The following is a 24,279-nucleotide window of genomic DNA, read 5'->3' on the forward strand; positions in this document are numbered from 1 at the left end:
CACAGACCGGAGAAGGAGTCGCGATGGCCGGCGGCAGCCGCGAACCAGGCCGGACCGTGACATCCAAGGTTCTGAGTATTTTGGAGGCATTCGAGAAATCCCGCGGGGCCCTGAGCCTGACGGATATAGCGGCCAAGTCGGGCCTGCCCTTGAGCACGGCTCACAGGCTGGTTAATGAACTGACGGATTGGGGCTTCCTTTCCCGGGAGCCAAACGGACGCTACCAGCTGGGTATCCGGCTGTGGGAGCTCGCCCAGAACACCGGGCGGCAGTTGCGCGACGCAGCCCGCCCCTATGTACAGGATCTGTTCTCCCTCACAGGCGAAACCGCACACCTTGCCGTCCGGGCCGGCCATGAGGTGCTCTATATCGACCGCGTCTACAGCTCCAAGAGAGTCCCGCGCGCCTCCCGCGTGGGTGGCCGGCTGCCGATGCACGCGACCGCTGTCGGAAAGGTCATTCTCGCCTTTGACGAGGATTGGGTCCGCGACGCTTACCTGAACCTGCAGCTGGAGCGGCACACCGCCCACACTCATGTTGACCCCAAGCGCCTGGCCGAGGAACTCGCACAAATTCGCGAGCAGGGATACGCCACTACCTTGGAGGAGGTGCGGCTGGGATCCTGCTCCATCGCCGTCCCGGTGTTCCACACCGGAAGGATCGGGGCCTCGATCGGCCTGGTGCTGCCCACCAACCAGGCCGCCACGATGACCCGCCACCTGCCGGTGCTGAAGGGAATTTCAGCCCAGATCGAGCGCGCCACCGCCCGGATCCCGCTGGAGACTCTGCTGGGCAGTCAGAAGGCACCCAAGGACTGACCGGAGAGCTCCTGCCGGGGAGAACCAGCAAAACAACATTGGTTTCCACCCAGTGGAAGTATTCCCTGTCACATGGGGGTGATGGGAGACACACTGGTGAGGAGAAGTTGCCGGCACACCTGACGCTGCCGGCGGAACCAAACCCCCAGGAGTCCAGATGTCATCGTCGACAGAAACGGCCGGCCGTTGTCCCTTCGGCTACGGCGCCGAAGCCCCCGCCGGGCGTCACGGCTACGAGCCGTTCCAGATGAAGGATCCCTTCCCGGCCTACGCCGAACTCCGGGCGGAACAGCCCATCATGTTCGACGAGCGAGTCGGCCTCTACGTTGTCTCGCGCTATGACGACGTCAAGGCTGTCTTCGAGGACTGGGAGACGTTCTCGAGCGAAAACGCCCAGGCGCCGGTCCGGGAACGGGGCCCCGCTGCGAAAAAGATTATGGAAGACGGCGGGTTTACTGCCTACTCGGGCCTTTCCGCCCGCCGCCCCCCCGAACACACGCGGATCCGCGCGGTGGTTCAGAAAGCGTTCACACCCCGACGATACAAAGCCCTGGAACCTTTCATTCGACAGAACGTCGTCACCCTGATCGAACAAATGATCTCCCGGCCAGAACGCCGCGGTGACCTCGTCAAAGACCTCGCCTACGACGTCCCCACGATCACCATCCTTACCCTGATCGGTGCCGACGTTTCCGAGGTGGATACCTTTAAGCGCTGGAGCGATTCCCGGGCGGCCATGACCTGGGGCGACCTGAACGATGAGGAGCAGATCCCGCACGCCCACAACCTCGTGGAGTACTGGCAGGAATGTCTGCGCCTGGTCAAGGTGGCGCACGAGCAGGGCGGCGACAACCTCACAGGTGACCTGGTCAAGGCACAGCAGGAGGGCGCGGAAATCTCCGACCACGAGATCGCGTCAGTTCTTTACAGCCTGCTCTTCGCCGGACACGAGACCACCACCACCCTGATCTCCAACGCCCTGCGCGAACTCCTCGCCCGCCCCGACCAATGGCGGCAACTGGTTGAGGAGCCCAAGAAGATCCCCGGGGCTATTGACGAGGTCCTGCGCTACGCAGGGTCAATCGTCGGCTGGCGCCGCAAGGCTCTCAAGGACACCACGGTCGACGGGGTAAAGATCCCCGAAGGCTCCCAGCTGCTGCTCCTGATGGGCTCCGCCAACCGCGACGAGGCCAAGTTCGAAGCCGGCGAGGACTTCGACATCACCCGCCCCAACGCCCGGGAACACCTCTCCTTCGGGTTCGGAATCCACTACTGCCTGGGCAACATGCTCGCCAAGCTCCAGGCCAAAATCGCGCTCGAGGAAGTCGCCCGGCTCGCCCCGGAGCTGCAGCTCGAGGATCCGGACGGGATCGCCTTCCGCGAAAACCTCTCCTTCCGTGTCCCCGAGACCGTTCCTGTCAGCTGGAAGGCCTAACCACCATGCAAAGCAACGAATACATCCAGTTCTTCGACGGCGGCATCGAGCCCAAGCTTGAAAACCTCGGCGGCAAGGGCGCGTCGCTTGTCACCATGACCTCCGCGGGCATGCCCGTACCACCCGGCTTTGTGGTCACCACCGCGCAGTTCGATGCATTTATGCACGAAGCCGGCATCACGGCCAAGATCAACCAGCTGCTCGAGGACCTCGACGCAACGGACATGAACCAGGTGGACGAGGTTTCCGCGGCCATCCGCGAGGACATCTGCTCCCGGCCTGTCCCGCAGGCCATGCGCGAACTCACCGTGGACGCCTACGAGTCTCTGATAAACCGCTTCGATACCCCGGTTCCGGTGGCGGTACGGTCCAGCGCCACCGCGGAAGACCTGCCGGACGCCTCCTTCGCCGGCCAGCAGGACACCTACCTCTGGCTCGACGGCGTCAAGGCAGTCACCGAGCACATACGCCAATGCTGGGCCTCGCTCTACACCTCCCGAGCCATCATTTACCGGCTCAAGAACAGCATTCCGGACGAGGGCCTGTCGATGGCCGTGGTGGTCCAGAAGATGGTCAACTCCCGCGTCTCCGGCGTCGCCATCACCATGGACCCCACCAACGGGGACCGCTCCAAAATCACCATCGACTCCTCCTACGGCGTGGGCGAAATGGTGGTCTCGGGCCAAGTCACCCCTGACAACATCGTCCTGGACAAGGTCACGCTCGCCGTTGTCACCGAACACCTCGGCGACAAGCACGCCGAACTGGTTCCGGACGCCGGCGCCAAGCGCCTCATTGAACGCGAGGTCGACGCCGAACGCCGCAGCCGCCGCAGCCTCACCGACGCGGAACTCACCGCCGTCGCACAGATGGCAAAGCGGGCTGAGAAGCACTACAAGTGCCCGCAGGACATCGAATGGGCCCTCGACGGCGACCTGCCGGACGGCGGTAACCTGCTGCTGCTTCAGTCCCGCCCGGAAACCGTCCACTCCTCCAAGCCGGCCGCACAGGCCACGGCCACTACCGGCGGCTACTTCGGCGGGTTGTCCGCACCGGCGCCCTCCGGTTCCGCATCAGGATCCGCCCCGTCACCCGGCGGTTTCAGCCTCGGAAGTATCACGGCCTCGCTGCTCAAACCCTCCGTCTAAGCCGTCTCAGCACAAGAACACCAGCAAGGCTCCGCACACCAAGGCTCACCGCTGAGCCCTATCGAAAGGACCGCCATGTCCCTGAAGTCCTTCCCTAAACCCTCCGAGCTCGCGGTCCCCGCCGGCGCCGAGGGCTGGGAAAAGGTCTACCCCTATTATCTGGTCTTCCAGGACAAGCTCAAGGAGCAGGAAGACGCCAAGTTCTGGTTCTGCGACAGTCAGCACTGGCCCACGGTCTTCAAGCCTTTCGAAACCATTGGCGGCGAGTTTGCGGTCAAGTGCCTGGGCCAGTACAACGCCCGGCACCTGATGATCCCCAACGCCAACGGCATCGAGTTCCGTATCCACCTGGGCTACCTCTACATGTCGCCCATCCCGGTGCCGGAGGACCGGATCGCCGCGCGTGTTCCCGAGTTCGAGCAGCGCGTGGGCCACTATTTCCAGAACTGGGAGCAGCTGCTCAAGGACTGGCACGTCAAGGTCAAGGGCACGATCGCCGAGATGGAGACCATCTCCTTTCCGAAGCTCCCGGAGATGGTCCCCATGGAGGACATCACCTCCGGCAAGGGCATGGACGGTTCCGAGAGGCTGCTGGAAAGCTACGACCGGCTCATCCAGCTCGCGTATCAGAACTGGCAGTACCACTTCGAATTCCTCAATTTGGGCTACATCGCCTACCTGGACTTCTTTAACTTCTGCAAGCAGGTTTTCCCCAACGTTCCGGATCAGTCCATCGCCACCATGGTGCAGGGTGTAGACATGGAGCTCTTCCGCCCGGACGACGAGCTGAAGCAGCTCGCCAAACTCGCCGTGGAACTGGGGCTTCAGCCTCACTTCGCAAATGCGGACGATGTTGATGCCGCCCTGGGTGCCATCGCCGCGGCTCCCGGCGGGGACAAGTGGATGGCCCAATACGAGGATGCGAAGGACCCGTGGTTTAACTTCACCGTGGGCAACGGCTTCTATGGCCACGACAAGTACTGGAACGAGCATCAGGAAATCCCGCTGGGCTACATCGCGGACTACATCCGCCGCGTGGACGAGGGCCAGGAAATCATGCGCCCGGTCGAGGCCCTCATCGCCGAACGCGACCGAATCATCGAGGAATACCGCGACCTGCTCGAAGGAGAAAACCAGGCCGTCTTCGACGCGAAGCGCGGTCTCGCCGCTACCGCCTACCCCTACGTTGAAAACCACAATTTCTACATCGAGCACTGGACCATGGGCGTTTTCTGGCGCAAGGTCCGCGAACTGTCCCGCATGCTTCAGGCGGAGGGATTCTGGACCGAACCTGACGACCTGCTCTATCTTGGCCGCAACGAAGTCCGGGACGCCCTCTTTGACCTGGTCACCGGCTGGGGCGTAGGCGCCAAGCCCATCGGCCCGGACTTCTGGCCGGAGGAAATCGAGCGCCGCCGCGGCATAGTGGACGCGCTGAAGACCGCCCGGCCGGCCCCGGCCCTGAACACCCCGCCGGAGTCCATCACCGAACCCTTCACCCGGATGCTCTGGGGTATCACCACCGAGCAGGTCCAGCAGTGGCTCGGCGCCGGCGAAGAAGTGGAAGGCGGCGGACTGCGCGGGATGGCCGCATCCCCCGGAGTGGTGGAAGGCCTGGCCCGGGTGATCACCGATGCCGACCAGCTCTCCGAAATTCAGCAGGGCGAAATTTTGGTGGCAACGGTGACGGCACCGTCCTGGGGGCCGATTTTCGGCAAAATCAAGGCCACCGTCACGGACATCGGCGGCATGATGAGTCACGCTGCCATCGTGTGCCGGGAATATGGCCTGCCCGCCGTCACCGGCACCGGTTCCGCGTCCACCACCATCAAGACCGGCCAGCGGCTGCGTGTGGACGGCACCAAGGGCACGGTGCAGATCCTGGACACCGAGGACGAATTGCTCGTGTCCCGCCCCGGCGCCCACAGCCACAGCCATGTCTGAGGCGACCATGCCTGCAACAGGACAAGAAACAGGAAAGACCGTCCTGATCACCGGTGCCGCCGGCGGGCTGGGCCGGGCGTTCGCGCTCGGTTTTGCGGGCCGCGGTTACCGCGTGGCGGTAGCGGACATCAACTTCGAGGGTGCCGAGCAAACCGCCAAGCTGGTCCGCGAAATTGGTGCCGAGGCGGCAGCATTCTCCGTGGACGTCACCAGTGTGGACTCGACCGAGGACCTTGCGCGAAGCTGCGCGGACTTCGGGAACGGGAGCATCGACGTCGTCCTTAACAACGCTGCGGTGTACGCGACGGTGACCCGCACCCCGTTTGAGGACATTGACCCGGCCGAATGGGACCTGGTGATGAACGTAAACCTCAAGGGCCCCTGGCTCGTCAGCCGCGCTGCTAGTCCGTACCTGCCGGAGGGCGGCCGGGTCATCAACCTCTCCAGTGCCACGATATTCAGCGGGTCCGAGCAGTGGCTTCACTACGTCGCATCCAAGGGCGGCGTGGTGGCCCTGACCCGGGTGATGGCCAAGGAACTCGGCCGCAGGGGGATCACGGTCAACGCGATCGCCCCCGGCTTTACCCTCACCGAAGCCAGCTACGGGCTCATGGAAAATGCCGAGAACTACGGCGTGGACCGCGGCGCCATTAAACGCGCCAGCCAGCCGGCGGACATCGTCGGAGCCGCGCTCTTCCTCGCCGGACCGGACAGTTCGTACTACACCGGCCAAACCATGGTGGTGGACGGCGGCCGGCAGTTCATCTGATCAGCCTGCTCAACGGACCAGCCATTCCACCACCAACCAAGGAGGACCAATGCCAACGGTTCACTTCACCGACGCAGAAGGCGCCGTCCGCGACGTCGACGGCAACGTAGGAGACTCAGTCATGGAAATCGCGGTGCGCAACGGCGTTCCCGGAATCGTGGCCGAATGCGGCGGCTCGCTGTCCTGCGCCACCTGCCACGTCTTCGTCCGCGAGGACTGCGTTCCGCAACTCCCGCCCATGGAGGACATGGAGGACGAGATGCTCTACGGCACCGCAGTGGACCGCGAAGACACCTCCCGGCTGTCCTGCCAGCTGCGTCTGACGGACGGGACCGAACTATTCGTCACCACCCCGGAAACCCAGGTGTAGCCGTGGGCACCCACGCAGTGGAGCATACAGCCCGTTCTGCCACCGGCGCCGGAACCGCTCCCAACCGAACGGGACTCCTCATCATCGGCGCGAGCCAGTCGGGCGTCCAGCTTGCGGTGTCCCTCAGGGCGCTGGGCTTCGACGAACACATCACGCTCCTCGGGGACGAGGACCACCGGCCGTACCAGCGGCCGGCGCTGTCCAAGGAGTTCCTTCAGGGCACCGTGGAAAGCGAATCCCTGATCTTCCGCTCCAACGAGTACTGGGCCGAGCACAACGTGGACCTGGTCAAGGGCGAGTACATCATTCGGATCGACAAGGAGGCGGACGGCTCAGGGGTGGCGCATGCGTCCTCCGGCCGGGAGTTCCCCTTCAAACGGCTGGCCCTCACCGTTGGTGCCCGCGCCCGGAAGCTGGACATTGACGGCGGCGAGCTCGACGGCGTGCTGTACCTGCGCAACGCCGACGACGCCCTGGCGCTCAAGGCCCGGGTAGGCGACGCCACGGACGTGGTGGTCATCGGCGGCGGCTTCATCGGCCTTGAAGCCGCGTCAAGCCTGCAGAAAATGGGCAAGAATGTCACCGTCCTGGAATTCGGGCCGCGGCTGGTGGGCAGGGCCGTGGGGGAAGAGACTGCCGACTACTTCCTGCAAGCGCACCGCTCCCGTGGTTTGGATATCAGGCTCAACACGAGTGCTGCGCGCTTCCAGGCAAACGAAAGCGGGAACCGCGTCGCCGCCGTCGAGCTCCAGGACGGCACAGTGCTGCCCGCCCAGATTGTGCTGATCGGCATCGGCGTCATCCCCAATACCCAGCTGGCCGAACAGCTGGGCCTGGCCGTGGACAACGGCGTGGTGGTTGACCGGTTCGCACTCGCTTCGGATGGAACCACTGTTGCCGTGGGCGACGTGGCCAACATGCCCAACCCCGTCCCAGGCTCGGAGCCGGGCGAGCGGATCCGGCTGGAAAGTGTCAACAACGCCATCGAGCACGCCAAGGTGGCCGCCTACTCGCTCACCGGCCGGCGCGAGGAATACGCCGGCATCCCATGGTTTTGGTCCAACCAAGCCGACCTCAAGCTGCAAATCGCGGGCCTCTGCAGCGGCTACGACCACACTGTGCTCCGGCGCGACGAGGAACGCGGAAAGTTCAGCGTCCTCTACTACCGCCAGGGCCGGATCATCGCCGCCGACTGCGTCAACGCGCCGCTGGACTTCATGGCCGTGAAGAACGCCCTGGCTAAGGGCCAGAACATCCCGGCCGACGCCGCGGCGGACCCCGCCACACAACTCAAAACCATCATCACGGACAGCTAGCCGCAAGGCGGCCCACCCGAAGGAGCATCATGAGCACCCCCAAGACTCCGGTCGCCCCAGCGGGCCCCGCCGCGGAACCGGCGGACTTTCCGGCCAACGCCTTCGCCGCGGAATTCAGCGTCCGCCCCGTTCCCGCCGCCGGCCCGGTGGACACCACCCCCATCTGCAACACCCCCGCTGCCCTTGAGGAGCTCGACGCTCTGTGGAAGGCCGTTGTCCAGGAAACCCGGACGCGCGGCAACGACATCCACCTGCCAATCTCCCTGGCATACGCCGAACGGCTGTGCCGGGCATACCCGGACGCCGACGCCGAACTGGTACGCGTGGCCACCCTGCTGCACGACACAGGCTGGGCGCACGTCGATGAGTCCCGCATCATCTCCGAGGGGTTCACCGGTGACTGGCGCAAGGCCACCATCCGCTACGAGCACGAACAACAGGGCTGCAACGTCGCGCGCCGGGTACTCCCTGGCCTGGGTTACTCCGCGGAGTTCGTGGAACGTGTCTGTGAAATCATCGACGGTCACGATACCCGGCAGGTGGCCCGGTCCCTGGAGGACGCTCTGATGCGCGACGCCGACCGGCTGTGGCGTTTCGACCGCGCCGGCATCTCGCTCGCGTCCTCGTGGTTCGCCATGGACCCGGCCACCTACACCGACAGGCTGGCTACCGAAATCGTGCCCGAACTCATCACCCAGGCCGCAGTAGACATGGCGACGGCTGACCTCAACCGTTCCAACGCCCTGCTCAAGACGGGAGTAATCCGATGACCTCCGCCACCCATGATGCTCCTGCCCTGCTGGCCCGCACGGAGCTGTCCCTGCCGCACACACATGTGGACACAATCTTCGTCGACGGCGCCTGGCAGCCTTCGCGGGGCACCGGCCGGAACCCGGTGACCGACCCCGCCACCGGCGAAGTCTGGGGCTCGGTACCGGACGGAACTCCCGAAGACGTCGACGCCGCCGTCGGCTCCGCCCAGCGGGCGTTTCAGGGGGAGTGGTCCCGCCTGTCACCGTCCGAACGCGCCGCGTACCTGCTCAGGATCGCCGACGAGGTGGAGAAGCGGGCCGAGGCGCTGTCCCTCACCAACTCCCGCGAGAACGGCTCTCCCGTGGCCGAATCCGCCGGCGCGGCGGCCAACGCGGCAGGCATCTTCCGTTACTTCGCCACCCTCGCCGACTACCTCGAACGGGAGGACGTCCGACCGTTTCCCCGCGGAGGTGGTGAGTCCGTGGTCCGGCGGGAACCCCTCGGAGTCTGCGCGCTGATCGCGCCGTGGAACTTCCCCATCAACCTGGTGATCATTAAGCTGGCACCGGCACTACTCGCCGGCTGCACCGTGGTGATCAAACCGGCATCGCCCACCCCGCTGTCCATCCGCGTGATCATCGATGCGATCGCCGCGGCCGGTGTGCCGGCCGGGGTGGTCAATCTTGTCACCGGATCCGGCAGGCTCGGGGATGTGTTGGTGAAGCACCACGACGTGGCTAAGGTGGCGTTCACGGGTTCGACGCCGGTGGGCCGGAAAATTGCCGCGGCCTGCGGTGAGCTGTTGCGGCCGGTCACGCTGGAGCTGGGCGGAAAGTCCAGCGCCATTGTGCTGCCCGACGCTGACCTGGATGCCATGTCCGAGGTCCTCATCAAGTCCTCCATGCGCAACACCGGCCAGACCTGCTACATTTCCACCCGCATCCTCGCCCCGGCAAGCCGCTATGACGAGGTGGTTGACATGGTCACGGCCACCATCGCCGCCGGGAAGCAGGGTGATCCGCTCGATCCGGACACCGTTTTCGGCCCCTGCGCCACGGCGTCCCAGTACCGGACCGTGCTGGAGTACGTGAACTCGGGGTTGGCCGAAGGAGCCCGAGCCACCACCGGCGGCCGCGCCGCGACACTATCCGGTGGCCTGGAACACGGCTACTTCGTGGAACCGACGGTGTTCGCCGACGTTACCCCGGACATGCGGATCTCCCGCGAGGAGATCTTCGGGCCGGTGATCTGCATTCTTAAATACAACGACGTCGACGAGGCAGTGGCCTTGGCTAACAACACCGAGTTCGGTTTAGGCGGGATCGTGTTCGGCTCTGACCCGGACGCTTCACTGAGCGTTGCGGATCGCATGGACACCGGCTCTGTGGGCCTGAACTTTTTCGCCTCCAACCACGCCGCACCGTTCGGCGGCAGGCACGACTCCGGACTCGGGACGGAATACGGAATTGAGGGGCTCAATGCCTACCTGAGCTACAAGTCCATCCACCGCCGTGCATAGATAGGGTCAACCCTGACGGCCCCGCGCCATTGGTCCGCTCGGGGGTCTTCTATCGAACGCGGTGGCCAGCCGCCCATACTTTCTTAACGCCAAGACCGGCGTCCAGGAGGACCGCATCCGCGGCGAACCCGGGATCCAACCGTCCCAGATCACGAGACCGGCCGACAGCCCGGGCCGGAGTCTCAGTCAACGCCTGGACGGCCGCGGGCAGAGCGATCCCGAGCTGCTGGACAGCGCGGCGAAGAGAGGCGTCCAGAGTGAGGGTTGAACCCGCGATGGCACCACCATTGGTGAGGCGCGCAACTCCTCCGCTCACCGTTACCGCCAACGACCCAAGCCGGTAGTCGCCATCCCCAGCACCGGCAGCGGCCATCGCATCAGTGACTAAGGCAATCCGACCCGGAGCGGCATCAAAGGCAATTCGCACCACGTCGGAGTGTACATGGACCCCGTCGTTAACTACTTCCAACGTCACATGCGGCGTACCCATTGCAGCCCCAACCGGACCAGGTTCCCGGTGGTGTAATCCGTTCATTGCGTTGAAGGCATGCGTCAGAATGCTAGCACCGGCATCGAATGCTTCGCGGGCCGTGGCATAGTCCGCATCGGTATGTCCGACAGCGACGGCGATTCCCTCCTCTACAAACGAAGACACCGCGCGGATTCCCCCCGGCAGTTCCGGTGCCAGCGTGATTTGGCAGATAGTGCCCCGGCCCGCTTCCAGAAGTGCCTCCACGGCCGCGCAATCGGCGTTGCGCAGTAGCGAGGGGTCGTGTGCGCCCTTATGCCGCGGATTGAGAAACGGGCCCTCTAAATGACTGCCTAGGATCGTCTCATCCTCAGCCGTCAGATCGGCAACGGCTCCCAGGCGCCGCTTCAACTGTTCCAGGTCCGCCGTGACAAGGGACAAAACAGAGCGGGTAGTCCCGTGGTAACGGTGCATTGCCAAGGCCGCGGCAACAGAATCAGGACCGTCCTCAAAGGACGCGCCTCCTCCACCGTGAGAATGAATATCGATCAACCCCGGGGTAAGCCACCCTTCCCCGCCGTCAACCACTTCTGCTGCTTCCAGCCCGGCGAGAACGCGCCAGGAGCCACCTGATCCTGTGGCAATGATTCGGCCGTCGTCGAACTCGACCCAACCATCATCCAGTACCGTGCCGCCACTGACGACGGACACCGAATGGATCACGCACCTTCCGGACTTCATTTCATCTCCAATCTTTACTGCAAGCACCGGCCTCCTCCGGCTGGAGGGTTAGAGGCCTTGCCAGTCGGGCTTGTTCGCCTGAACGTGGCGATAGTAGTCCGCGTCACGAAGTTGTTCCGCGGCTGCTTCGTCGACGACGACAGTGACGTGCGGATGCAGCTGGATCGCTGTGGCTGGCCTGTTCGCGCCTAGCGGTCCCTCCACGGCCGCAGCAACGGCGGTTGCCTTCCCGCTTCCGAAGGCGAGCAAGACCAGGTGTTTGGCACGCAGGATGGTACCCAGTCCCTGGGTGATGCAGTGGATCGGCACGTCTTCGTGGGAACCAAAGAACCGGGCGTTGTCCCGCCGGGTCTGCTCCGTGAGGGTCTTGACCCGGGTCAGGGAACCGAAAGAGGAACCGGGTTCGTTGAAGCCGATGTGCCCGTCGGTTCCGATGCCGAGGATCTGGACGTCGATTCCGCCTGCTTCATTGATAGCCGCCTCATACCGCGCGCCGGCTGTCTCAATGTCCTCCATTCCCCCGTCCGGCACATGGACACGGTCAGGGTTAAGGCCCAGCGGCACAGTCACTTCCCGGGTCACAACTGACCGGTAGCTCTCCGGATGATTCGGGGACAAGCCGACATATTCGTCGAGGGCGAAAGCTTGGACACGGTCCATGCCCAGAGGCTGACGAACCACCTCGTCCGCCAAGGCGCGGTAGGTGGACAGCGGTGTTGAGCCAGTCGCTACCCCCAGAACCGTCTCGGGGGTGCGGCGGATGAGAGCAGCAAGATGCGCTGCGACAAGCTGACCTGCCTCGTCCTGGTCTTCGGCAATGATTACTTCAGCCATAGGCCCTCTCCATTCAATTGAAATGCACACCGCATGATGCACGTAAGCATCACTGCGCCCCGGGGCGGCCGGGATCTCCCTGTCCGATATATGCGGCGCCCAGAGCCGCAACAGGAGTGCCATCAGGTACCAGCTGGACACGGTCAGCCAGATTGAGCGAGGCGATGAACGCGGAGGAAGCGCTCCAGTCGGCGAACGTCCGCCCCATCCCGGAGAGCAGTCGCTCACCGAGTGAGCTGAGGCCGCCGCCCAGGACCACCGTGTCGACGTCGAACGCCGCGACAAGCAGGCGAACAGCTGATGCCGCGCCTGTTAGGAACCCGTCGCGGGCGGCCATCGCAGCGGATTCGCCGGCGTCTGCGGCGCAAAACAGGGCAACTGCTGGCGCCGGGTCAGCGGACGGCCATCGCTGGGACAGCCCGTACCCGGAGGCGACGGCCTCAAGGCAGCCGCGTTGTCCGCACCGACAGAGGGGACCGTTCGGATCCGATGGAATATGGCCGATTTCTCCGGCGACTCCGCTCGAGCCCCGCCATAGCCGTCCGTTTAACACGATGCCGCTGGCCAGCCCTGTCCCAAGGTTGAGGTAGGCCAACGCATCGGTCGTGCTCCCGGCCTCCCGGCCCAGAAGCCGGTGGGCGCCGATGGCGGCGGCGTTGACATCATTCTCGACCCGGACGCCGGTGCCGAGTCGCCCGGACAGTTCGGCCCGGACGTCGAGCTCTTTGATGCCCAGATTGACGGCGTGGCCGACCAGGCCGTCGGCGTCGACCAAACCGGGGATTCCGACACCAACTGATGCCAGCTGGTCGACCCGGATGCCGTTGCGTTCCGCAAGCCGGGTGGCCGCGCCCACGGCTGTCGTGAGCACGGCCTCTCGTCCAAATCCACTGGCCAGGCGCTCCCGATCGACGATGGTACCGTTACCGTCGATCAGTACGGCGTCCGTCTTGGTCCCGCCGATATCGATCCCGGCATGAAGCAGCCGGAGCCGCGTGCTAGCAGCTGGCTGCATACAGGTAAGTGCTGACTGCCTTGTCGTCGATGTTGTCGCGCGTCAGCCACTGGTAGCCGACCTCGGTGTGCTGCGGGTACTCCGATTTACCTTTGCCACGCTCGATCGCCGCCAGGGTCTTCACGGCTTCGTAACCCATGTTGTAGGGGTCCTGCGCGATGAGGGCGTCGAAAGTGCCCGAACGCAGTCCGGCAACGAGCTCGGGGCCGGCGTCGAAGGTGATGTTGAGAATTTTGCCGACCTTACCCGCCGTCTTGATCGCCGACGCCGCACCGCTGCCGCCGGCATCCGCGACGGAGTACACCGCGGACAGCCCCGGGTTGGCCTGAATGAGACCGGACACGACGTCAGCGGCCTTGGCGGTATCGGCTTCTTCGTACTGGGTCGGGAGGATCTTTATGCCGGGGTACGCTTTCAGACCTTCGATGAACCCGTTGGTGCGGGCGACGGCGCTCGAGCCGGTCGGCGTCATGCCAAGGATCGCGACCGTGCCTTTGCCTTCGAGCATTTCGCCGACGCGCTTACCGGCGTCGGCGGCCGCAGCAAACCCGTCGGTGCGGATGTTGGTGACATCGACATGCTCCGCCAGCGCATTGTCGACGGCGATGACCTTGGTGCCCTTCTCCATGAGCGCGCCCACAGGCCGCACGAAGGCGACGGGGTCGAACGGATCAATGAGGATGCCATCGGGCTGAGCCACAGCAACCGCGTTGAGGGCATTCAGAAGGTCAGCCGTGTCCGCCGTGGACGTTCCCGTCCATTTGAGCTCGACGCCTTCTTCTTTTGCAGCGAGCGTTGCCCCCCGACACATGGACTTGAAGTACGGGTTGTCCTGCAGCGGCATAACGCCGGTGATTTTCACGTTGGTGCCGCCGTTGCCTGTTGCGGCGGTTCCGCTGCCCGAGCAGCCGGCGAGGACGAGCATGGATGCTGCCAGGAGCATGCTGCCGCTGATTTTGGCCGTGCGTGTAAGCATTGGGATTCCTCTCTTGGGGGTGTTACTGCGGGGGGTGGGGTGTTCAAACGGTAAAGGGGTGCAGTTTTCCGCTGCGTCGCTATGTCGTCCGGCGCGTACTGCGCTGATCGATGTATACGGCGATGATCAGTACCGCGCCGACGGCGACCTGCTGATAGAAAACGGGCAGCCCGACGATGACTAGACCGTTCTGAAGGAGGACGGCGAGCAAAGCCCCGAGAACGGCGCCGGGGATAGAGGCCCGGCCGCCCCATAGGCTCGCGCCACCGATGACGGCCCCCGCGATCGCGGCAAGCGCGGTTCCCTCGTGGCCGCCGAGGTTCGTTGTGGCGAAACGGCTGATGTCAATGACTCCGGCGAGGCCGGCGAGTGCGCCGACAAGGATGAAGAGTCCCAGAACGTAACGGTCCGCCTTGATGCCGACGCGGAGCGCAGCTTCACGCGAGGATCCGATCGCGAGGGTCCGAAGGCCAAAACGTGTCTTGGACAGCGCGAACCAGAGCACGGCGGCGATCGCGGCAACGAGGATGGCTGACGCGGGAATGCCCAGATAGGTCTTGATTCCGAAGTCCTCCTGGATGGCCGGAGGGATATTCGCGACGTTGGTTCCGTTCGAGATGACCCGGGCGATGCCGGTCCCCATGCCTAGCATGCCGAGCGTGGTGATGAAGGAACTGATCTTGAATTTGGTGACAAGGATGCCGTTCACGGCGCCAAAGACCGCTCCGGTGAGGATGGCGGCAACGACGCCGATGGCGATGGCGTTGCCGGCGTTCGGGTACACGCCGGCAAGCACCTGTTCCGGCGTTCCGGCAAGTGCGACCATGACCTTCGCGCTGACGACAGATGACACGATGACGTTGGCACCGATGGAGATGTCAAACTCACCCGCGGCGAGCAGGAGAGTCATGCCAACGGTCAGGAGCAGGATTTGCGCACCGCTGAAGAGGATGTTTTGGACATTGCTGACCTGCAGAAAGTTCGGTGAGGTGACCGCAAAGACTGCGATCACGAGCACGTTGACGACGGCGACCCAGAAGGTCGTTGAACCGAGCAGCGTCCCGAGCCGGCCGAGCTCGCGGACCTGCGGTCCGTCGACCAGTTCGTTCGATTGGGCTGGGGAAGGCGCGGTCTTAAGCACTGAATTCATGGATATTTCTCCTGGGAGGGTCGGGGCAGCGGGCTACGCCTGAGCCGGCTGGGACGAGCGGTCGGCTGGGGCCTCTTCGCCGAGCATGGCAGCGAGGATGCGCGGCATTGTCGCTTCTTCGCGGGTGAGGTTTGCCGCCACACGGCCGTGCCGCATGATGAGGAAGCGGTCCGCGAGTGTCAGCATTCGAGGAAGGTCGTGGGAGATGATCAGGATGCCGAGTCCCCGCTTCGAGTAGTCACGGATGGTGTCGCAGACGATCTCGGTCTGGCGGGCCCCGAGCGCCGCTGTCGGTTCGTCCATGAAGATGGCGTGCTTGGCCCACATGACACTTCGGGCAATGGCCACGGCCTGGCGCTGGCCGCCGGACAGACCAGCTACGGAGGAACGCGGGGATGGCAGCTTGACAGAGAGCTGGGAGAAGGCAGCCCCTGCATCCTGCACCATGGTCCTGCGGTCGAGGACGCCGAGTTTTCCGAGGAGACCGGGACGCACGCTTTCACGGCCGAGGTAAATGTTCTCCGCGAGGGACAGATCCGGTGCGAGGGCCAGGTCCTGGTAGACCGTGTCGATCCCGTAGTCCTGTGCCCTGTAGCCGGACTCGAGGTCGACCGGCTGGCCCAACACCTCGATCTTCCCTCCGTCGGGTTTGATCGCGCCGGAGAGCGCCTTGATGAAGGTTGACTTGCCCGCGCCGTTGTCGCCGAGCAGGGCTACGACTTCGCCCGCGTGCAATTCGAGGCTTGCACCTCTCAGTGCGACGACATGTCCGTAGGACTTGGTGATGTCCTTTGCGAGAAGTACCGGAGTACTCATGTGGTGGTCCTTTCAGGCTGTGGTGCGCGGAACTAAATGTTGAGGAGTTCGGAGCTGAGTGGGGCGGCGGTCTGGCCGGGCCGTGCGGGAGCCAGGATCCGGTCTGCGGTGAGCGCGACCGGACGGCCGGTGGCGGCGGACTCCAGGGCCGCGAGGGCGACGCCGGTGGCAGCGAGTCCGTCCAGGCCTGTGACGAGCGGTTCACGATCTTCGCGGATGCTGGCGAGGAACTCGTCAATCATCAGCTGGTTGGTATCAAGCCCGAACGGCACCCAACTCAGGTCCCGGGTGCCGCCAAACTGCGTGAGCTGCTGGCGGAAGACATCGGTTTCGAGAGTTCCGGCGTCGGCGACGACGGAAAATGCCATGCCGCCCCAGCTCGGATAGTTGAGCGGCCGGTTCCAGCTGCAGTCGATCGTGGCGAACACGCCGTTTGGATAGTTCAGGACGGCCAGGCCCGAGGTTTCGACAGTGACCGCGTGATTGTGGACGATGCGATTGTTCACGGCGTAGACCTCGTGCGGCGGCGCACCGAGGATCCAGCTGTAGACGTCGGCGAGGTGGACGATGTGATCCATCATGGCGCCTCCGCCCGCAAGGCGCCCGTCTGCGAACCAGGAGCGCTCCCGCATAGGCATGACGCTTTGGTTCGTGCCGGTGAAGGCATGAACAGCGCCCATGTCACCGCGCCGGATCACGTCCCGGATGCGGGTGACGGAGCGGTCGAAGCGGATAGGGAAAGCTGTCATGAGTCTGACGCCGGCTTCAGAGCACGCCTGGACAATCGCCTTGGAGTCTTCGAAGCCCACTCCGAGCGGCTTCTCACACAACACGGCAGCCCCAGCGGAAGCGGCCAGTTCGACCAGTTCTCGGTGATGGACGGTCTCGGAACAGATTATGACTCCGTCGATGCCTTCGGCCAGCAGCACCTGCGGGTCGGCGTAGTGCGGGACGGCGTGCGCAGCGGCCCAGGCGGAGCCGCGCTCGGCGTCCCAGTCGTAGACGCCGATGACTTCTGCGGATGATGCGCGCAGGTTCGCGATGTATGCATCGACGTGAAGGTGGGCGACGCCCAGGATTGCGATGCGTTCCATTCCTTACCGCACCTCTCTGATCGGGGTGAGATCGACCGGCTTGCCGGTCCTGGCCGACGTGATGACGGCTGCCGCAAGCTGCACGGCGGCCACTGCGTCAGCGCTGGTGAGTACCGGCTCTGCCGTGCCGTCGAGCACGTTGAGGAAGCTGCGCATTTCCGCTTCGAACGGGTTCGCGGCCAGCTCGGTGTCGCCTAGCCCGGTGTTACCCACGCTCGGCTCCTCATGCAGGCGGACCTTCAACGTCGTGGTGTCCTCAGAGGCGAAGCTGAGGATGCCGGCTGCGCCGGCGATCTCGAACCTGGTTTTGAATTCGGGTGCCGGCAGCGACCAGGAGCTTTCGATATGGCTGATGGTTCCGCTCGTGTGCTTGAGAACGGCGACGACGTGACCCAGGGAGTTGAATGCCGATTTGGCGTAGACGCTGGCGACGTCGCCGGCGACCCAGCGGGCGTAATCGAGGTCGTGGATCATCAGGTCAAACGGAATACCGCCGGACTTGTTCTCGTCCTCGAACCAGCTGCCGCCCTCGCGCCGCGGCGCGAACGACAAGCGGGACAGCCTGACGACGGCGGGATGACCTATGGCCCCTGCCGCTACCTGGTTGCGCGCCACGACATACTCCGCTGTGAAGCGCAGAATGTGCCCCACCTGCAGCGGGATGCCGGCGCTTTCGAATGCGTCAACAACCCTGCGGCCCTCCCCGACGCTCAGCGAGAGTGGCTTTTCGCACAGCGTCGGTTTGCGGGCGGCCGCAGCGGCGAGAGCGAACTCCGCATGCAGGTGCGTCGGCGTGCAGATGTCGACAATGTCGACGGCGTGCATGAATGCGTCCAGGTCCGTGAAAGGCGCCGCACCGAATTCGGCGGCGAGTCGGGCCGCGGAATCTGCGGTACGGCCGAGTATCGCCGCCGGTGTGTGTCCGACGGCCGTCCACGCGGCGGCGTGCACGCCAGCCATGAAGCCGGCGCCGATGATGCCGACCCTGCGGGTGCTCATACTGTTTTCTCCTCACGTGCGGACGGGATGGGGTCGGGCCGGAAATCGAACCAGGCGGGGTGCGCATCCAACCGCGCTTCGATGTCACGGAAGGCCGTGATCGAGTGGCGGAGTTTTGCATAGACGTCGCCGCCCATGGAGAAGCCTTGAATGCCGACCGGACCGTCGAAGCCGGTGCTCTTGAGCAATCCGAGCATGTGGAAGTTGTCCAGTTCGCCCTGGTCGATGAGTTCGATCGTGGCGTTGGTGCCGGTGTCGTTTGGCACGCGCCGGCTGCCGCAGAAATTGGCCGACGACAGTCTCGGGGCGGTGTCCGTGAGGGACTTACGCGGATTCCTGCCGTCGGTCACGTACCAGTGGTGGGTAGAGAATGTGAGCCGGAGGCTGGGGTGATCCACCGTATTGCACAGCCTCAGGGCGTCGTCGAGGCGTTCCATCCAGGTGTTGATGTGGTGATAGAGCGAGAGGGTGACGCCGCGCTCCTCCGCGACGGGGACCATGCCGGCGAGCACGTCGGCGATCCGGGCGTCACCGGCCCGGTCCGAATTCGTGGCAGCTTCCGTGCTCCCCAAGATGGCGAGATCGACAATCGTTCCTGCCGGGACGGACTCCAGCAGTTCGTGAATCCGTCGAATGCCGGCCGAGTCCTGCTCAGTCTCGATCGACGTGTAGACGCCGGTAACGTCAATGCCGTAGCGGTCACGGACGCCAGCGATGGCGGGTACGTCCGCCCACGATTGTTCACTCCACAGCGTGATGTTGACGCCGTCGTAGCCCAACTCGGAAAGCATCTCGCACCTAGCCTCCAACGAGTAGGAGCCGAGTGAGTTGTAGAACCAGGTATCGAGCGCGAACACGCTGCTCGCTGTCATCTGTCGACGTCGCTATTCGCGGCCGCCGCGAGACGTTCCGCCACCATGATGACGGGGAGCATGGGATTGGCCGCAGGAATGGTCGGCATCACCGAAGCGTCTATCACGCGCAGTCCGTTGCAGCCGTACACGAGTCCGGCCTGGTTAACGACACCGCCCTGGGCGGGCTCCGCCATCTTGACGCTGCCCGTGAAGTGGTAGCCCGAGGCCACCATCCGCATGATCGCGGCGTCAAGCGCGTCGTCGTCGGCAATGGTCTCCGCATCGATGCCAAGGGGGGTTTCGAGCATGCCGGCAAGGGGTTCGCTCGTGATGACCTTCCAGCCGAGGCGGATGGTTTCCCGCATGACGGCTAGGTCGATCGGTTCGGCCATGTAGTTGGGTTCGACGTAGGGCAGTTCGGAGGGGTCGGTCGAGCGGATGCGGACCCAGCCGGTCGAACGCGGTTTGTTAATGACGCAGCCGACGCCGGCAACGTTGGCGATGTCGGCTCCGCCGCTTCCGGCCATGCCGCGGCCTCCCTCGTCGTTGGTCCGGGCATCCAGGTAGCTGAACATCGTCAACTGCGCGTCGAGGGTACCTGGCTGGACCTCGGTGGAGAATCGCCAGGCCGTCTGCAGGCTGTAGTCCTCCAGTTTCCAGGCACCCTGGCGGGGCTGGGCCAGCAGGGGAACACAGCAGTGATCGGCGAGATTATCGCCGACCGGCAGGGCGGAGATCACGTCAATGTTGAGCGAGTCCAGCAGGTCTGCCGGTCCGATACCGGAGCGCTGCAGAAGTGCCGGCGTGACGATGGCGCCGGCTGCTAGGACTACCTCTCCCGCCTCGATGAAGGTTCCGTCGACCAGTTCAACGCCGACCGCGCGGCTGCCGTCGAATCGCACGCGTGCGACGTGCGTGTTGCCGCGGACCGTGAGGTTTGAACGGCCGCGTACCGGGTTGAGGTAGGCAATGGCGGTGGACACGCGCACGGCGCCCTCACGGGCCTGGGGAACGAAGCCGACGCCCTCGGCGTCCGGCGCATTGAAGTCGAGGGCATCCTGGGCTCCGACGCTGCGGGCGGCATGGACGAACGCTTTCTGCAGCGGCGCCAGCTCGTCCTCGGTTGCGCGCGTGAGCGGGAAGGGCCCATCGGTGCCGTGGATATCGGCACCGGCGGCCTCGTCGTTCTCAAGAGCGCGGAAAGCAACAAGCACATTCGACCAGTCCCAGTCGGGGTTTCCAGCCTCGGCCCATTCACGGTAGTCGGCGGTGGCGCCGCGGAGCGAAATGGCGCCGTTGATCGCGGAGCCGCCGCCGATGAGCCTGGCCTGCGGCACCACAATGGACGCGCCGTTCATCTCGATGGTGAGGCCCCAGTCGTGGGTGGCATCGATAGCGGGAGAGTGGCCCCGCATCGGGACATACTTGGCGTCGAGGACTCCAGCCGGTGTTTCCTCCAGTGTGCCGTAGTCGGGTCCGGCCTCCAGCACGAGGACGGATACCCGGGGATTCCCGGACAGCCGGGCGGCGGCCACACAACCTGCGGTACCTCCGCCGACGATGACGTAGTCGAAGCGTTCAGACATCCATGTTTCCTTAATCGTGTTACCGGCCCGCGGCCCGGCGAATGCACCGGACCCGCCCGTGCTGTAGCTTCTGAGGAAGCGGTTTTCCGGCCTGCTGTCGTCGTTCGGAGCTGAGCGCCATCTGGTGCCTGCCCCTGCCGATGAGGCCTTTCAAGTGGTAGTTTGTTCTTGTGAGAACAAACTACGGGACGAGGTGCAGATTGGCAATACCCATTCTGAGATCAACGGCTGCCGGACGCTTGTTGGGGGCCCTGTACGCGAGCGGACCCATGACGCGTTCCCACGCCACCGAGGTCGCAGGCCTTGCCCGGAGCGCTGCCGGTAAGGCTGTCGAGGACCTGGAACGACTCGGCCTGCTCAGGACACACACCCCCTTCGCCCCCGGCACTCCGGGCCGCCCGTCGCCTAAGCTCGTGCTCTGCGATTCCGGCGCCGTGGTGATTTCGGTCGTTCTCGGGCGCGAAGGCGTCGATCTGGCTGTGGTCGACCTGGGCCGACGCATCCTCCAGCGGAGATCGGAATCATTCGACACCGGCGCCCTCGACCCTGAGGAAACGCTGGGACGAATGTCCGATGCCATCAGCCGCCTGGCAGGGGACATTTCCGAACCATGTGTCGGCATCGGGATTTCGGTGCCCGGTCTCTACAACCAGCACAGCGGAGTGGCGCAGGCGTTCCTTCCCATCGGGTGGCGCGATGTGCCGATGGGGGCCATCATGGCACGCTCGCTCCCGCTGGACATTCCGCAGGTGATCGCCCACGACGCGACGCTGGGGGCTCTCGCTGAACTTCACACGGGTGCGGGACGGGGGGCGCAGCGGCTGCTGTTCCTGACCGGGCAGCGAATCGGCGTCGGCTCCGCACTCATCGTCGCCGACGAGCACGCGGGCCGTTCCGATCATTCCCTCCAAGCGGGTCACCTGATCGTCGACCCGACGGGCCCCCGTTGTGCCTGCGGAGCGAGGGGATGCCTGGAGCTTTTTGTGGACGGCAGGGCTCTGGCCCGGGCGCTCGATCTCCCGGAGGCGCATCCGACAGCGGAGCTCCACCGCTCCCTTCAGAACCCGTCCTCCGCCGCGAGGGCACGCCTGGATGGCGTGGTGGACCACCTTGAAGTGGGACTGATCAGCCTGGTGAACACTCTCGCGCCGGACCGTGTCATCCTGTCGGGGCTGCTGTCGGACCTCGCGGGGCTGTATCCCGAACGGCTGTCCGAGACTCTCAAACTTTCGGTTATCGCCCAGATCTCACCGGTCACCCTCGCCCGCTCGACGATGAAGAATCACCGCCTGCTGGGCGCATCCGAACTGGCATTCGAGCCTCTTCTCCGCGATCCGGAAGGTCTGCTCGGAGCCTGCAGTTGAGTAACGCCCCCGGCCAAAGCCCGCAATATATGGCCGCGGGTAGAGCCGGATTCGGAACCCCTGACGGATGAATCGCGACCCTCCGTAATGGAGGAGGACGTGGACCCCAGTCCGCCGGCTGGGGTCCGGTCGTACGTTTGAGCCCGGCCCCGTAAGGGACCCTTCTGACGTCGGTAAGTGGCACGATCTCTTCAAAGATAGATCTGGCCTCAGCATGGCTGCCCAGCAGCGCGGGCCGGATGTTCGGGTCGTAGGTGACCATGCATTCGCGGTGGGCCTGTTCCAGTAATGCTTTGACGGCGGCTGCGCCCGGGGCAAGGAAGGTCGCGATCGAGCCCGTGTGGAGCACCTTGGGAAAGCAGGCCGGGGCTACGGGCGGCAGTCCCCAGTGGATGTCGAAGTCATAGCGGGCGGAGCCGTCGGCGGCGAGGGTGGCGGTGGCCGTGCGGCCCTGGGACTTGGAGCCGGGAACGAGCATGACGCCGGCGTTTTCGAGGTGTGCCTCTATTGCCCGGCCGCGTTCGTCGTTGCCGATCGCCGTCAGAAGGGCGGTGTTGACGCCGAGGCCTCCGAGTTCGTAGGCGACGTTGGCCGGTGATCCGCCCGGGTGCTCAACGGTACCTTGGGCGGAAGTAACGATGTCGACTAAGGATTCGCCGACGACGATGACGTCCGGGTTCGCCTCGAATGAGTCGCTGGGATGGGTTCTAAGCATGGAGGGCCTTTCTGGAGCCGCCTGCGGACCTTCTTAAGGCACTTGGACGGGAGGCTGGGAGGAGACGAGGGGTTCCGCGGCGGGCCAGGTCTGGCGGTGTGCCCGTCGAACAAGGAGGGGCAATGCTGCCTGAAATGAGCAGCGTGCTTACAGCCGGTACGCCATGCAACGGCTCAGACTGGGCTACCTTCGAGACCGTTGCAGGCGGCAAGGCATCGATATCGCTGGTACTCACGCCGATTGGACTGTGGGTGGGGTCTCGAGTTGGTCTGCCATGTGCTGCCAGGTGTCGGCGAACGCGCCATAGGCAGTTTTGATCTGCACGCCGACGGGGAGTTCGGGGCACTCGTTCTCACCGTTGGTTCCCCAGTTGACCCAGCCGGATTGGCGCCGTTGCACGATTTGGAAGGCTCCCGCTGGTTGGGAGGTCCACCAGATCATGGCCCTGCCGAGTGTCGAATGGAATTCTGCCGTTTTAGAGGCCGGTCCGGGGAAGATGGTTTCGTGCGCCACGCTGGAGACATCGACGGGTTCACGCGCGATGGTCCATTGGCGGTCCGGCAGATCCGCAAGTACGTGTGAGCTGGCCCGCACCCGGGCCAGCCGTTGGCTGATCTCGTTGTTGTCGAGGGCGCCTTCCCAGCTGCAGAACAGCCGCCAGTAGAGATCCCAGTGAGCTGCTTCAATATTGCCACTGAGCTGGCGGCGGAATTCTTCGAACTTCGCGGTGTCTGCCGTGGAGGCAGCGATGGTTTCGTCCACCATTGTGGCAAGTTCAGCCGCATACGGATCCCCGGACCGGTAGCGGGTGCCGCCGTATGCTTCGAAGCGGTCGAAGACCACGTCGCCCTGGCCGGCCTCAAATTCATCGCCGACAGTGATCTTGTTCGTTATTGAGCGGCCGTTGATGACGGTCTGGAAGTCATCGATCCGGTAGCTGCGCGTGAAGTGGGGCGTGCCGTAGGTGAATTTCCAGTCAATGGAAAACGTCTTGCCTTTGAGTTCGTCGAGCAAGCCGTCCGGGATTGTCCCGTTCATCCGGTAATGATGCAGAACGGGGCCGTATTCGAGCGTTTCGATTTTGACGGTGGTGTGCTCGGGCGGGTTGATGAGGCCGTTTTCCGGGGTGAAGAAGGGGCCGTAAAAGCCCCCGATGGCGTTGTTGCCTGAGGGGAGAAGGTCGATGCCTTCTTTCAGGGTGGCGAAGTGGCGCAGTCCCCACTTCGAGGATCCGGTGCCCTCGGCTGTGCCCGAGCACATTTCGAGGTCGAAGTATCCGGTGTCGAGCCGTACAAAGGCGTCAGGTTCGACGGGTTCCCGTTCGGTGATTCCTTCGACGCGTCCTGTTGCCGGCGCGTCCAAGGCGAGTTCGAGGCTTCCCTCGAAAGACACGACGGTGATGAAGCTGGTCTTACCCGCCACGGGCTGCGCGTGTAGCCGCTGGCAAATCAGGGTCTCCCCGGCGTTGGTAGTCGCCGTCCAGAGGTTTCCCGTTAGTTCGGCGTCGACGGTGAAGGTTACCGGCTCGTTAATCCGGCGTCCGGGAAGCGTGTCCTTCAGGACAATGGTGGGCAATGCCACGGGATTTCCTCTC

21 protein-coding genes and 1 pseudogene are annotated in these 24,279 nt (G+C 64.5%); 10 read left to right on the plus strand and 12 right to left on the minus strand.

Annotated elements, in window-relative coordinates:
- Nucleotides 1-23 precede the first annotated feature (23 nt).
- The 9 genes from ACFVTM_RS01100 to ACFVTM_RS01140 all read left to right on the plus strand — a co-directional run bounded on the left by ACFVTM_RS01100 (nt 24) and on the right by ACFVTM_RS01140 (nt 10,072).
- Nucleotides 24-818, plus strand: a complete 795-nt coding sequence (locus ACFVTM_RS01100) for an IclR family transcriptional regulator (RefSeq protein ID WP_390201479.1) — start codon at nt 24-26, stop codon at nt 816-818.
- Nucleotides 819-975: 157 nt separating this feature from the next.
- Nucleotides 976-2,253: a cytochrome P450 gene (locus ACFVTM_RS01105; protein ID WP_390201480.1), complete on the plus strand. Its 1,278-nt coding sequence runs from the start codon at nt 976-978 to the stop codon at nt 2,251-2,253.
- Nucleotides 2,254-2,258: 5 nt separating this feature from the next.
- The gene (locus tag ACFVTM_RS01110) at nt 2,259-3,401 is read left to right on the plus strand and encodes a PEP/pyruvate-binding domain-containing protein (RefSeq protein WP_390201481.1); all 1,143 of its coding nucleotides are present in this window, start codon (nt 2,259-2,261) and stop codon (nt 3,399-3,401) included.
- 75 nt (nt 3,402-3,476) lie between these two features.
- Entirely contained in the window at nt 3,477-5,345 is a 1,869-nt protein-coding gene (locus ACFVTM_RS01115) for a PEP-utilizing enzyme (RefSeq protein ID WP_390201482.1), read from the plus strand.
- Nucleotides 5,338-6,114 (plus strand): SDR family NAD(P)-dependent oxidoreductase, encoded by a 777-nt coding sequence (locus tag ACFVTM_RS01120; RefSeq protein ID WP_390201483.1) that lies wholly within the window; start codon nt 5,338-5,340, stop codon nt 6,112-6,114. Before ACFVTM_RS01115 ends, ACFVTM_RS01120 begins: the two co-directional genes overlap by 8 nt.
- Nucleotides 6,115-6,163: 49 nt before the next feature.
- The gene (locus ACFVTM_RS01125) at nt 6,164-6,484 is read left to right on the plus strand and encodes a 2Fe-2S iron-sulfur cluster-binding protein (protein WP_390201484.1); all 321 of its coding nucleotides are present in this window, start codon (nt 6,164-6,166) and stop codon (nt 6,482-6,484) included.
- A gap of 2 nt (nt 6,485-6,486) precedes the next feature.
- Nucleotides 6,487-7,800 carry an NAD(P)/FAD-dependent oxidoreductase gene (locus ACFVTM_RS01130; RefSeq protein WP_390201485.1) on the plus strand — a complete coding sequence of 438 codons (1,314 nt, stop codon included), beginning with the start codon at nt 6,487-6,489 and terminating at the stop codon, nt 7,798-7,800.
- Between the two features lie 29 nt (nt 7,801-7,829).
- Nucleotides 7,830-8,570, plus strand: coding sequence for an HD domain-containing protein (locus ACFVTM_RS01135; RefSeq protein WP_390201486.1), 741 nt, complete (start codon nt 7,830-7,832; stop codon nt 8,568-8,570).
- Nucleotides 8,567-10,072 (plus strand): aldehyde dehydrogenase family protein, encoded by a 1,506-nt coding sequence (locus ACFVTM_RS01140; protein WP_390201487.1) that lies wholly within the window; start codon nt 8,567-8,569, stop codon nt 10,070-10,072. The genes ACFVTM_RS01135 and ACFVTM_RS01140 overlap by 4 nt, the downstream gene beginning before the upstream one ends.
- Nucleotides 10,073-10,121: 49 nt before the next feature.
- Here ACFVTM_RS01140 and nagA read toward each other — a convergent pair whose 3' ends face one another.
- The 10 genes from nagA to ACFVTM_RS01190 all read right to left on the minus strand — a co-directional run bounded on the left by nagA (nt 10,122) and on the right by ACFVTM_RS01190 (nt 20,606).
- A complete protein-coding gene (nagA, locus tag ACFVTM_RS01145; protein WP_390202085.1) occupies nt 10,122-11,282 on the minus strand; it encodes an N-acetylglucosamine-6-phosphate deacetylase in 1,161 nt (386 codons plus the stop codon).
- Nucleotides 11,283-11,330: 48 nt separating this feature from the next.
- A complete protein-coding gene (gene nagB / locus ACFVTM_RS01150) occupies nt 11,331-12,116 on the minus strand; it encodes a glucosamine-6-phosphate deaminase (protein WP_390201488.1) in 786 nt (261 codons plus the stop codon).
- 49 nt (nt 12,117-12,165) lie between these two features.
- A complete protein-coding gene (locus ACFVTM_RS01155; RefSeq protein ID WP_390201489.1) occupies nt 12,166-13,131 on the minus strand; it encodes an ROK family protein in 966 nt (321 codons plus the stop codon).
- Nucleotides 13,115-14,107 carry a substrate-binding domain-containing protein gene (locus ACFVTM_RS01160; RefSeq protein WP_390201490.1) on the minus strand — a complete coding sequence of 331 codons (993 nt, stop codon included), beginning with the start codon at nt 14,105-14,107 and terminating at the stop codon, nt 13,115-13,117. The genes ACFVTM_RS01155 and ACFVTM_RS01160 overlap by 17 nt, the downstream gene beginning before the upstream one ends.
- A gap of 79 nt (nt 14,108-14,186) precedes the next feature.
- Nucleotides 14,187-15,257, minus strand: a complete 1,071-nt coding sequence (locus ACFVTM_RS01165) for an ABC transporter permease (RefSeq protein ID WP_390201491.1) — start codon at nt 15,255-15,257, stop codon at nt 14,187-14,189.
- Between the two features lie 33 nt (nt 15,258-15,290).
- Complete coding sequence (locus ACFVTM_RS01170; RefSeq protein ID WP_390201492.1) at nt 15,291-16,073, minus strand: ATP-binding cassette domain-containing protein; 783 nt, start codon at nt 16,071-16,073, stop codon at nt 15,291-15,293.
- A gap of 32 nt (nt 16,074-16,105) precedes the next feature.
- A complete protein-coding gene (locus ACFVTM_RS01175) occupies nt 16,106-17,167 on the minus strand; it encodes a Gfo/Idh/MocA family protein (RefSeq protein ID WP_390201493.1) in 1,062 nt (353 codons plus the stop codon).
- A 3-nt stretch (nt 17,168-17,170) separates the two neighbouring features.
- The gene (locus ACFVTM_RS01180; protein WP_390201494.1) at nt 17,171-18,166 is read right to left on the minus strand and encodes a Gfo/Idh/MocA family protein; all 996 of its coding nucleotides are present in this window, start codon (nt 18,164-18,166) and stop codon (nt 17,171-17,173) included.
- Nucleotides 18,163-19,038 (minus strand): sugar phosphate isomerase/epimerase family protein, encoded by an 876-nt coding sequence (locus ACFVTM_RS01185; RefSeq protein ID WP_390201495.1) that lies wholly within the window; start codon nt 19,036-19,038, stop codon nt 18,163-18,165. The genes ACFVTM_RS01180 and ACFVTM_RS01185 overlap by 4 nt, the downstream gene beginning before the upstream one ends.
- Nucleotides 19,035-20,606 carry a GMC family oxidoreductase gene (locus ACFVTM_RS01190; protein WP_390201497.1) on the minus strand — a complete coding sequence of 524 codons (1,572 nt, stop codon included), beginning with the start codon at nt 20,604-20,606 and terminating at the stop codon, nt 19,035-19,037. Before ACFVTM_RS01190 ends, ACFVTM_RS01185 begins: the two co-directional genes overlap by 4 nt.
- 269 nt (nt 20,607-20,875) lie before the next feature.
- Between ACFVTM_RS01190 and ACFVTM_RS01195 the strand changes: the two genes are divergently transcribed.
- Nucleotides 20,876-21,970 carry an ROK family protein gene (locus ACFVTM_RS01195; RefSeq protein ID WP_390201498.1) on the plus strand — a complete coding sequence of 365 codons (1,095 nt, stop codon included), beginning with the start codon at nt 20,876-20,878 and terminating at the stop codon, nt 21,968-21,970.
- A gap of 166 nt (nt 21,971-22,136) precedes the next feature.
- Here the strand turns inward: ACFVTM_RS01195 and ACFVTM_RS01200 are convergent.
- Nucleotides 22,137-22,685 (minus strand): annotated as a pseudogene (locus ACFVTM_RS01200) (PfkB family carbohydrate kinase); the annotation flags it as partial.
- A gap of 231 nt (nt 22,686-22,916) precedes the next feature.
- Nucleotides 22,917-24,266: a hypothetical protein gene (locus tag ACFVTM_RS01205; RefSeq protein ID WP_390201499.1), complete on the minus strand. Its 1,350-nt coding sequence runs from the start codon at nt 24,264-24,266 to the stop codon at nt 22,917-22,919.
- Nucleotides 24,267-24,279 lie beyond the last annotated feature (13 nt).

The organism is Arthrobacter sp. NPDC058130, assembly GCF_042884475.1.
GTDB lineage: Bacteria > Actinomycetota > Actinomycetes > Actinomycetales > Micrococcaceae > Arthrobacter.

Bases quoted from the DNA above. Each gene is read 5' to 3' on its own strand.
- ACFVTM_RS01100 (WP_390201479.1), top strand. From the start codon at position 24: ATGGCCGGCGGCAGCCGCGAACCAGGCCGGACCGTGACATCCAAGGTT.
- ACFVTM_RS01105 (WP_390201480.1), top strand. From the start codon at position 976: ATGTCATCGTCGACAGAAACGGCCGGCCGTTGTCCCTTCGGCTACGGC.
- ACFVTM_RS01110 (WP_390201481.1), top strand. From the start codon at position 2,259: ATGCAAAGCAACGAATACATCCAGTTCTTCGACGGCGGCATCGAGCCC.
- ACFVTM_RS01115 (WP_390201482.1), top strand. From the start codon at position 3,477: ATGTCCCTGAAGTCCTTCCCTAAACCCTCCGAGCTCGCGGTCCCCGCC.
- ACFVTM_RS01120 (WP_390201483.1), top strand. From the start codon at position 5,338: ATGTCTGAGGCGACCATGCCTGCAACAGGACAAGAAACAGGAAAGACC.
- ACFVTM_RS01125 (WP_390201484.1), top strand. From the start codon at position 6,164: ATGCCAACGGTTCACTTCACCGACGCAGAAGGCGCCGTCCGCGACGTC.
- ACFVTM_RS01135 (WP_390201486.1), top strand. From the start codon at position 7,830: ATGAGCACCCCCAAGACTCCGGTCGCCCCAGCGGGCCCCGCCGCGGAA.
- ACFVTM_RS01140 (WP_390201487.1), top strand. From the start codon at position 8,567: ATGACCTCCGCCACCCATGATGCTCCTGCCCTGCTGGCCCGCACGGAG.
- nagA (WP_390202085.1), bottom strand. From the start codon at position 11,282: ATGAAGTCCGGAAGGTGCGTGATCCATTCGGTGTCCGTCGTCAGTGGC.
- nagB (WP_390201488.1), bottom strand. From the start codon at position 12,116: ATGGCTGAAGTAATCATTGCCGAAGACCAGGACGAGGCAGGTCAGCTT.
- ACFVTM_RS01155 (WP_390201489.1), bottom strand. From the start codon at position 13,131: ATGCAGCCAGCTGCTAGCACGCGGCTCCGGCTGCTTCATGCCGGGATC.
- ACFVTM_RS01160 (WP_390201490.1), bottom strand. From the start codon at position 14,107: ATGCTTACACGCACGGCCAAAATCAGCGGCAGCATGCTCCTGGCAGCA.
- ACFVTM_RS01165 (WP_390201491.1), bottom strand. From the start codon at position 15,257: ATGAATTCAGTGCTTAAGACCGCGCCTTCCCCAGCCCAATCGAACGAA.
- ACFVTM_RS01170 (WP_390201492.1), bottom strand. From the start codon at position 16,073: ATGAGTACTCCGGTACTTCTCGCAAAGGACATCACCAAGTCCTACGGA.
- ACFVTM_RS01175 (WP_390201493.1), bottom strand. From the start codon at position 17,167: ATGGAACGCATCGCAATCCTGGGCGTCGCCCACCTTCACGTCGATGCA.
- ACFVTM_RS01180 (WP_390201494.1), bottom strand. From the start codon at position 18,166: ATGAGCACCCGCAGGGTCGGCATCATCGGCGCCGGCTTCATGGCTGGC.
- ACFVTM_RS01185 (WP_390201495.1), bottom strand. From the start codon at position 19,038: ATGACAGCGAGCAGCGTGTTCGCGCTCGATACCTGGTTCTACAACTCA.
- ACFVTM_RS01190 (WP_390201497.1), bottom strand. From the start codon at position 20,606: ATGTCTGAACGCTTCGACTACGTCATCGTCGGCGGAGGTACCGCAGGT.
- ACFVTM_RS01195 (WP_390201498.1), top strand. From the start codon at position 20,876: ATGACGCGTTCCCACGCCACCGAGGTCGCAGGCCTTGCCCGGAGCGCT.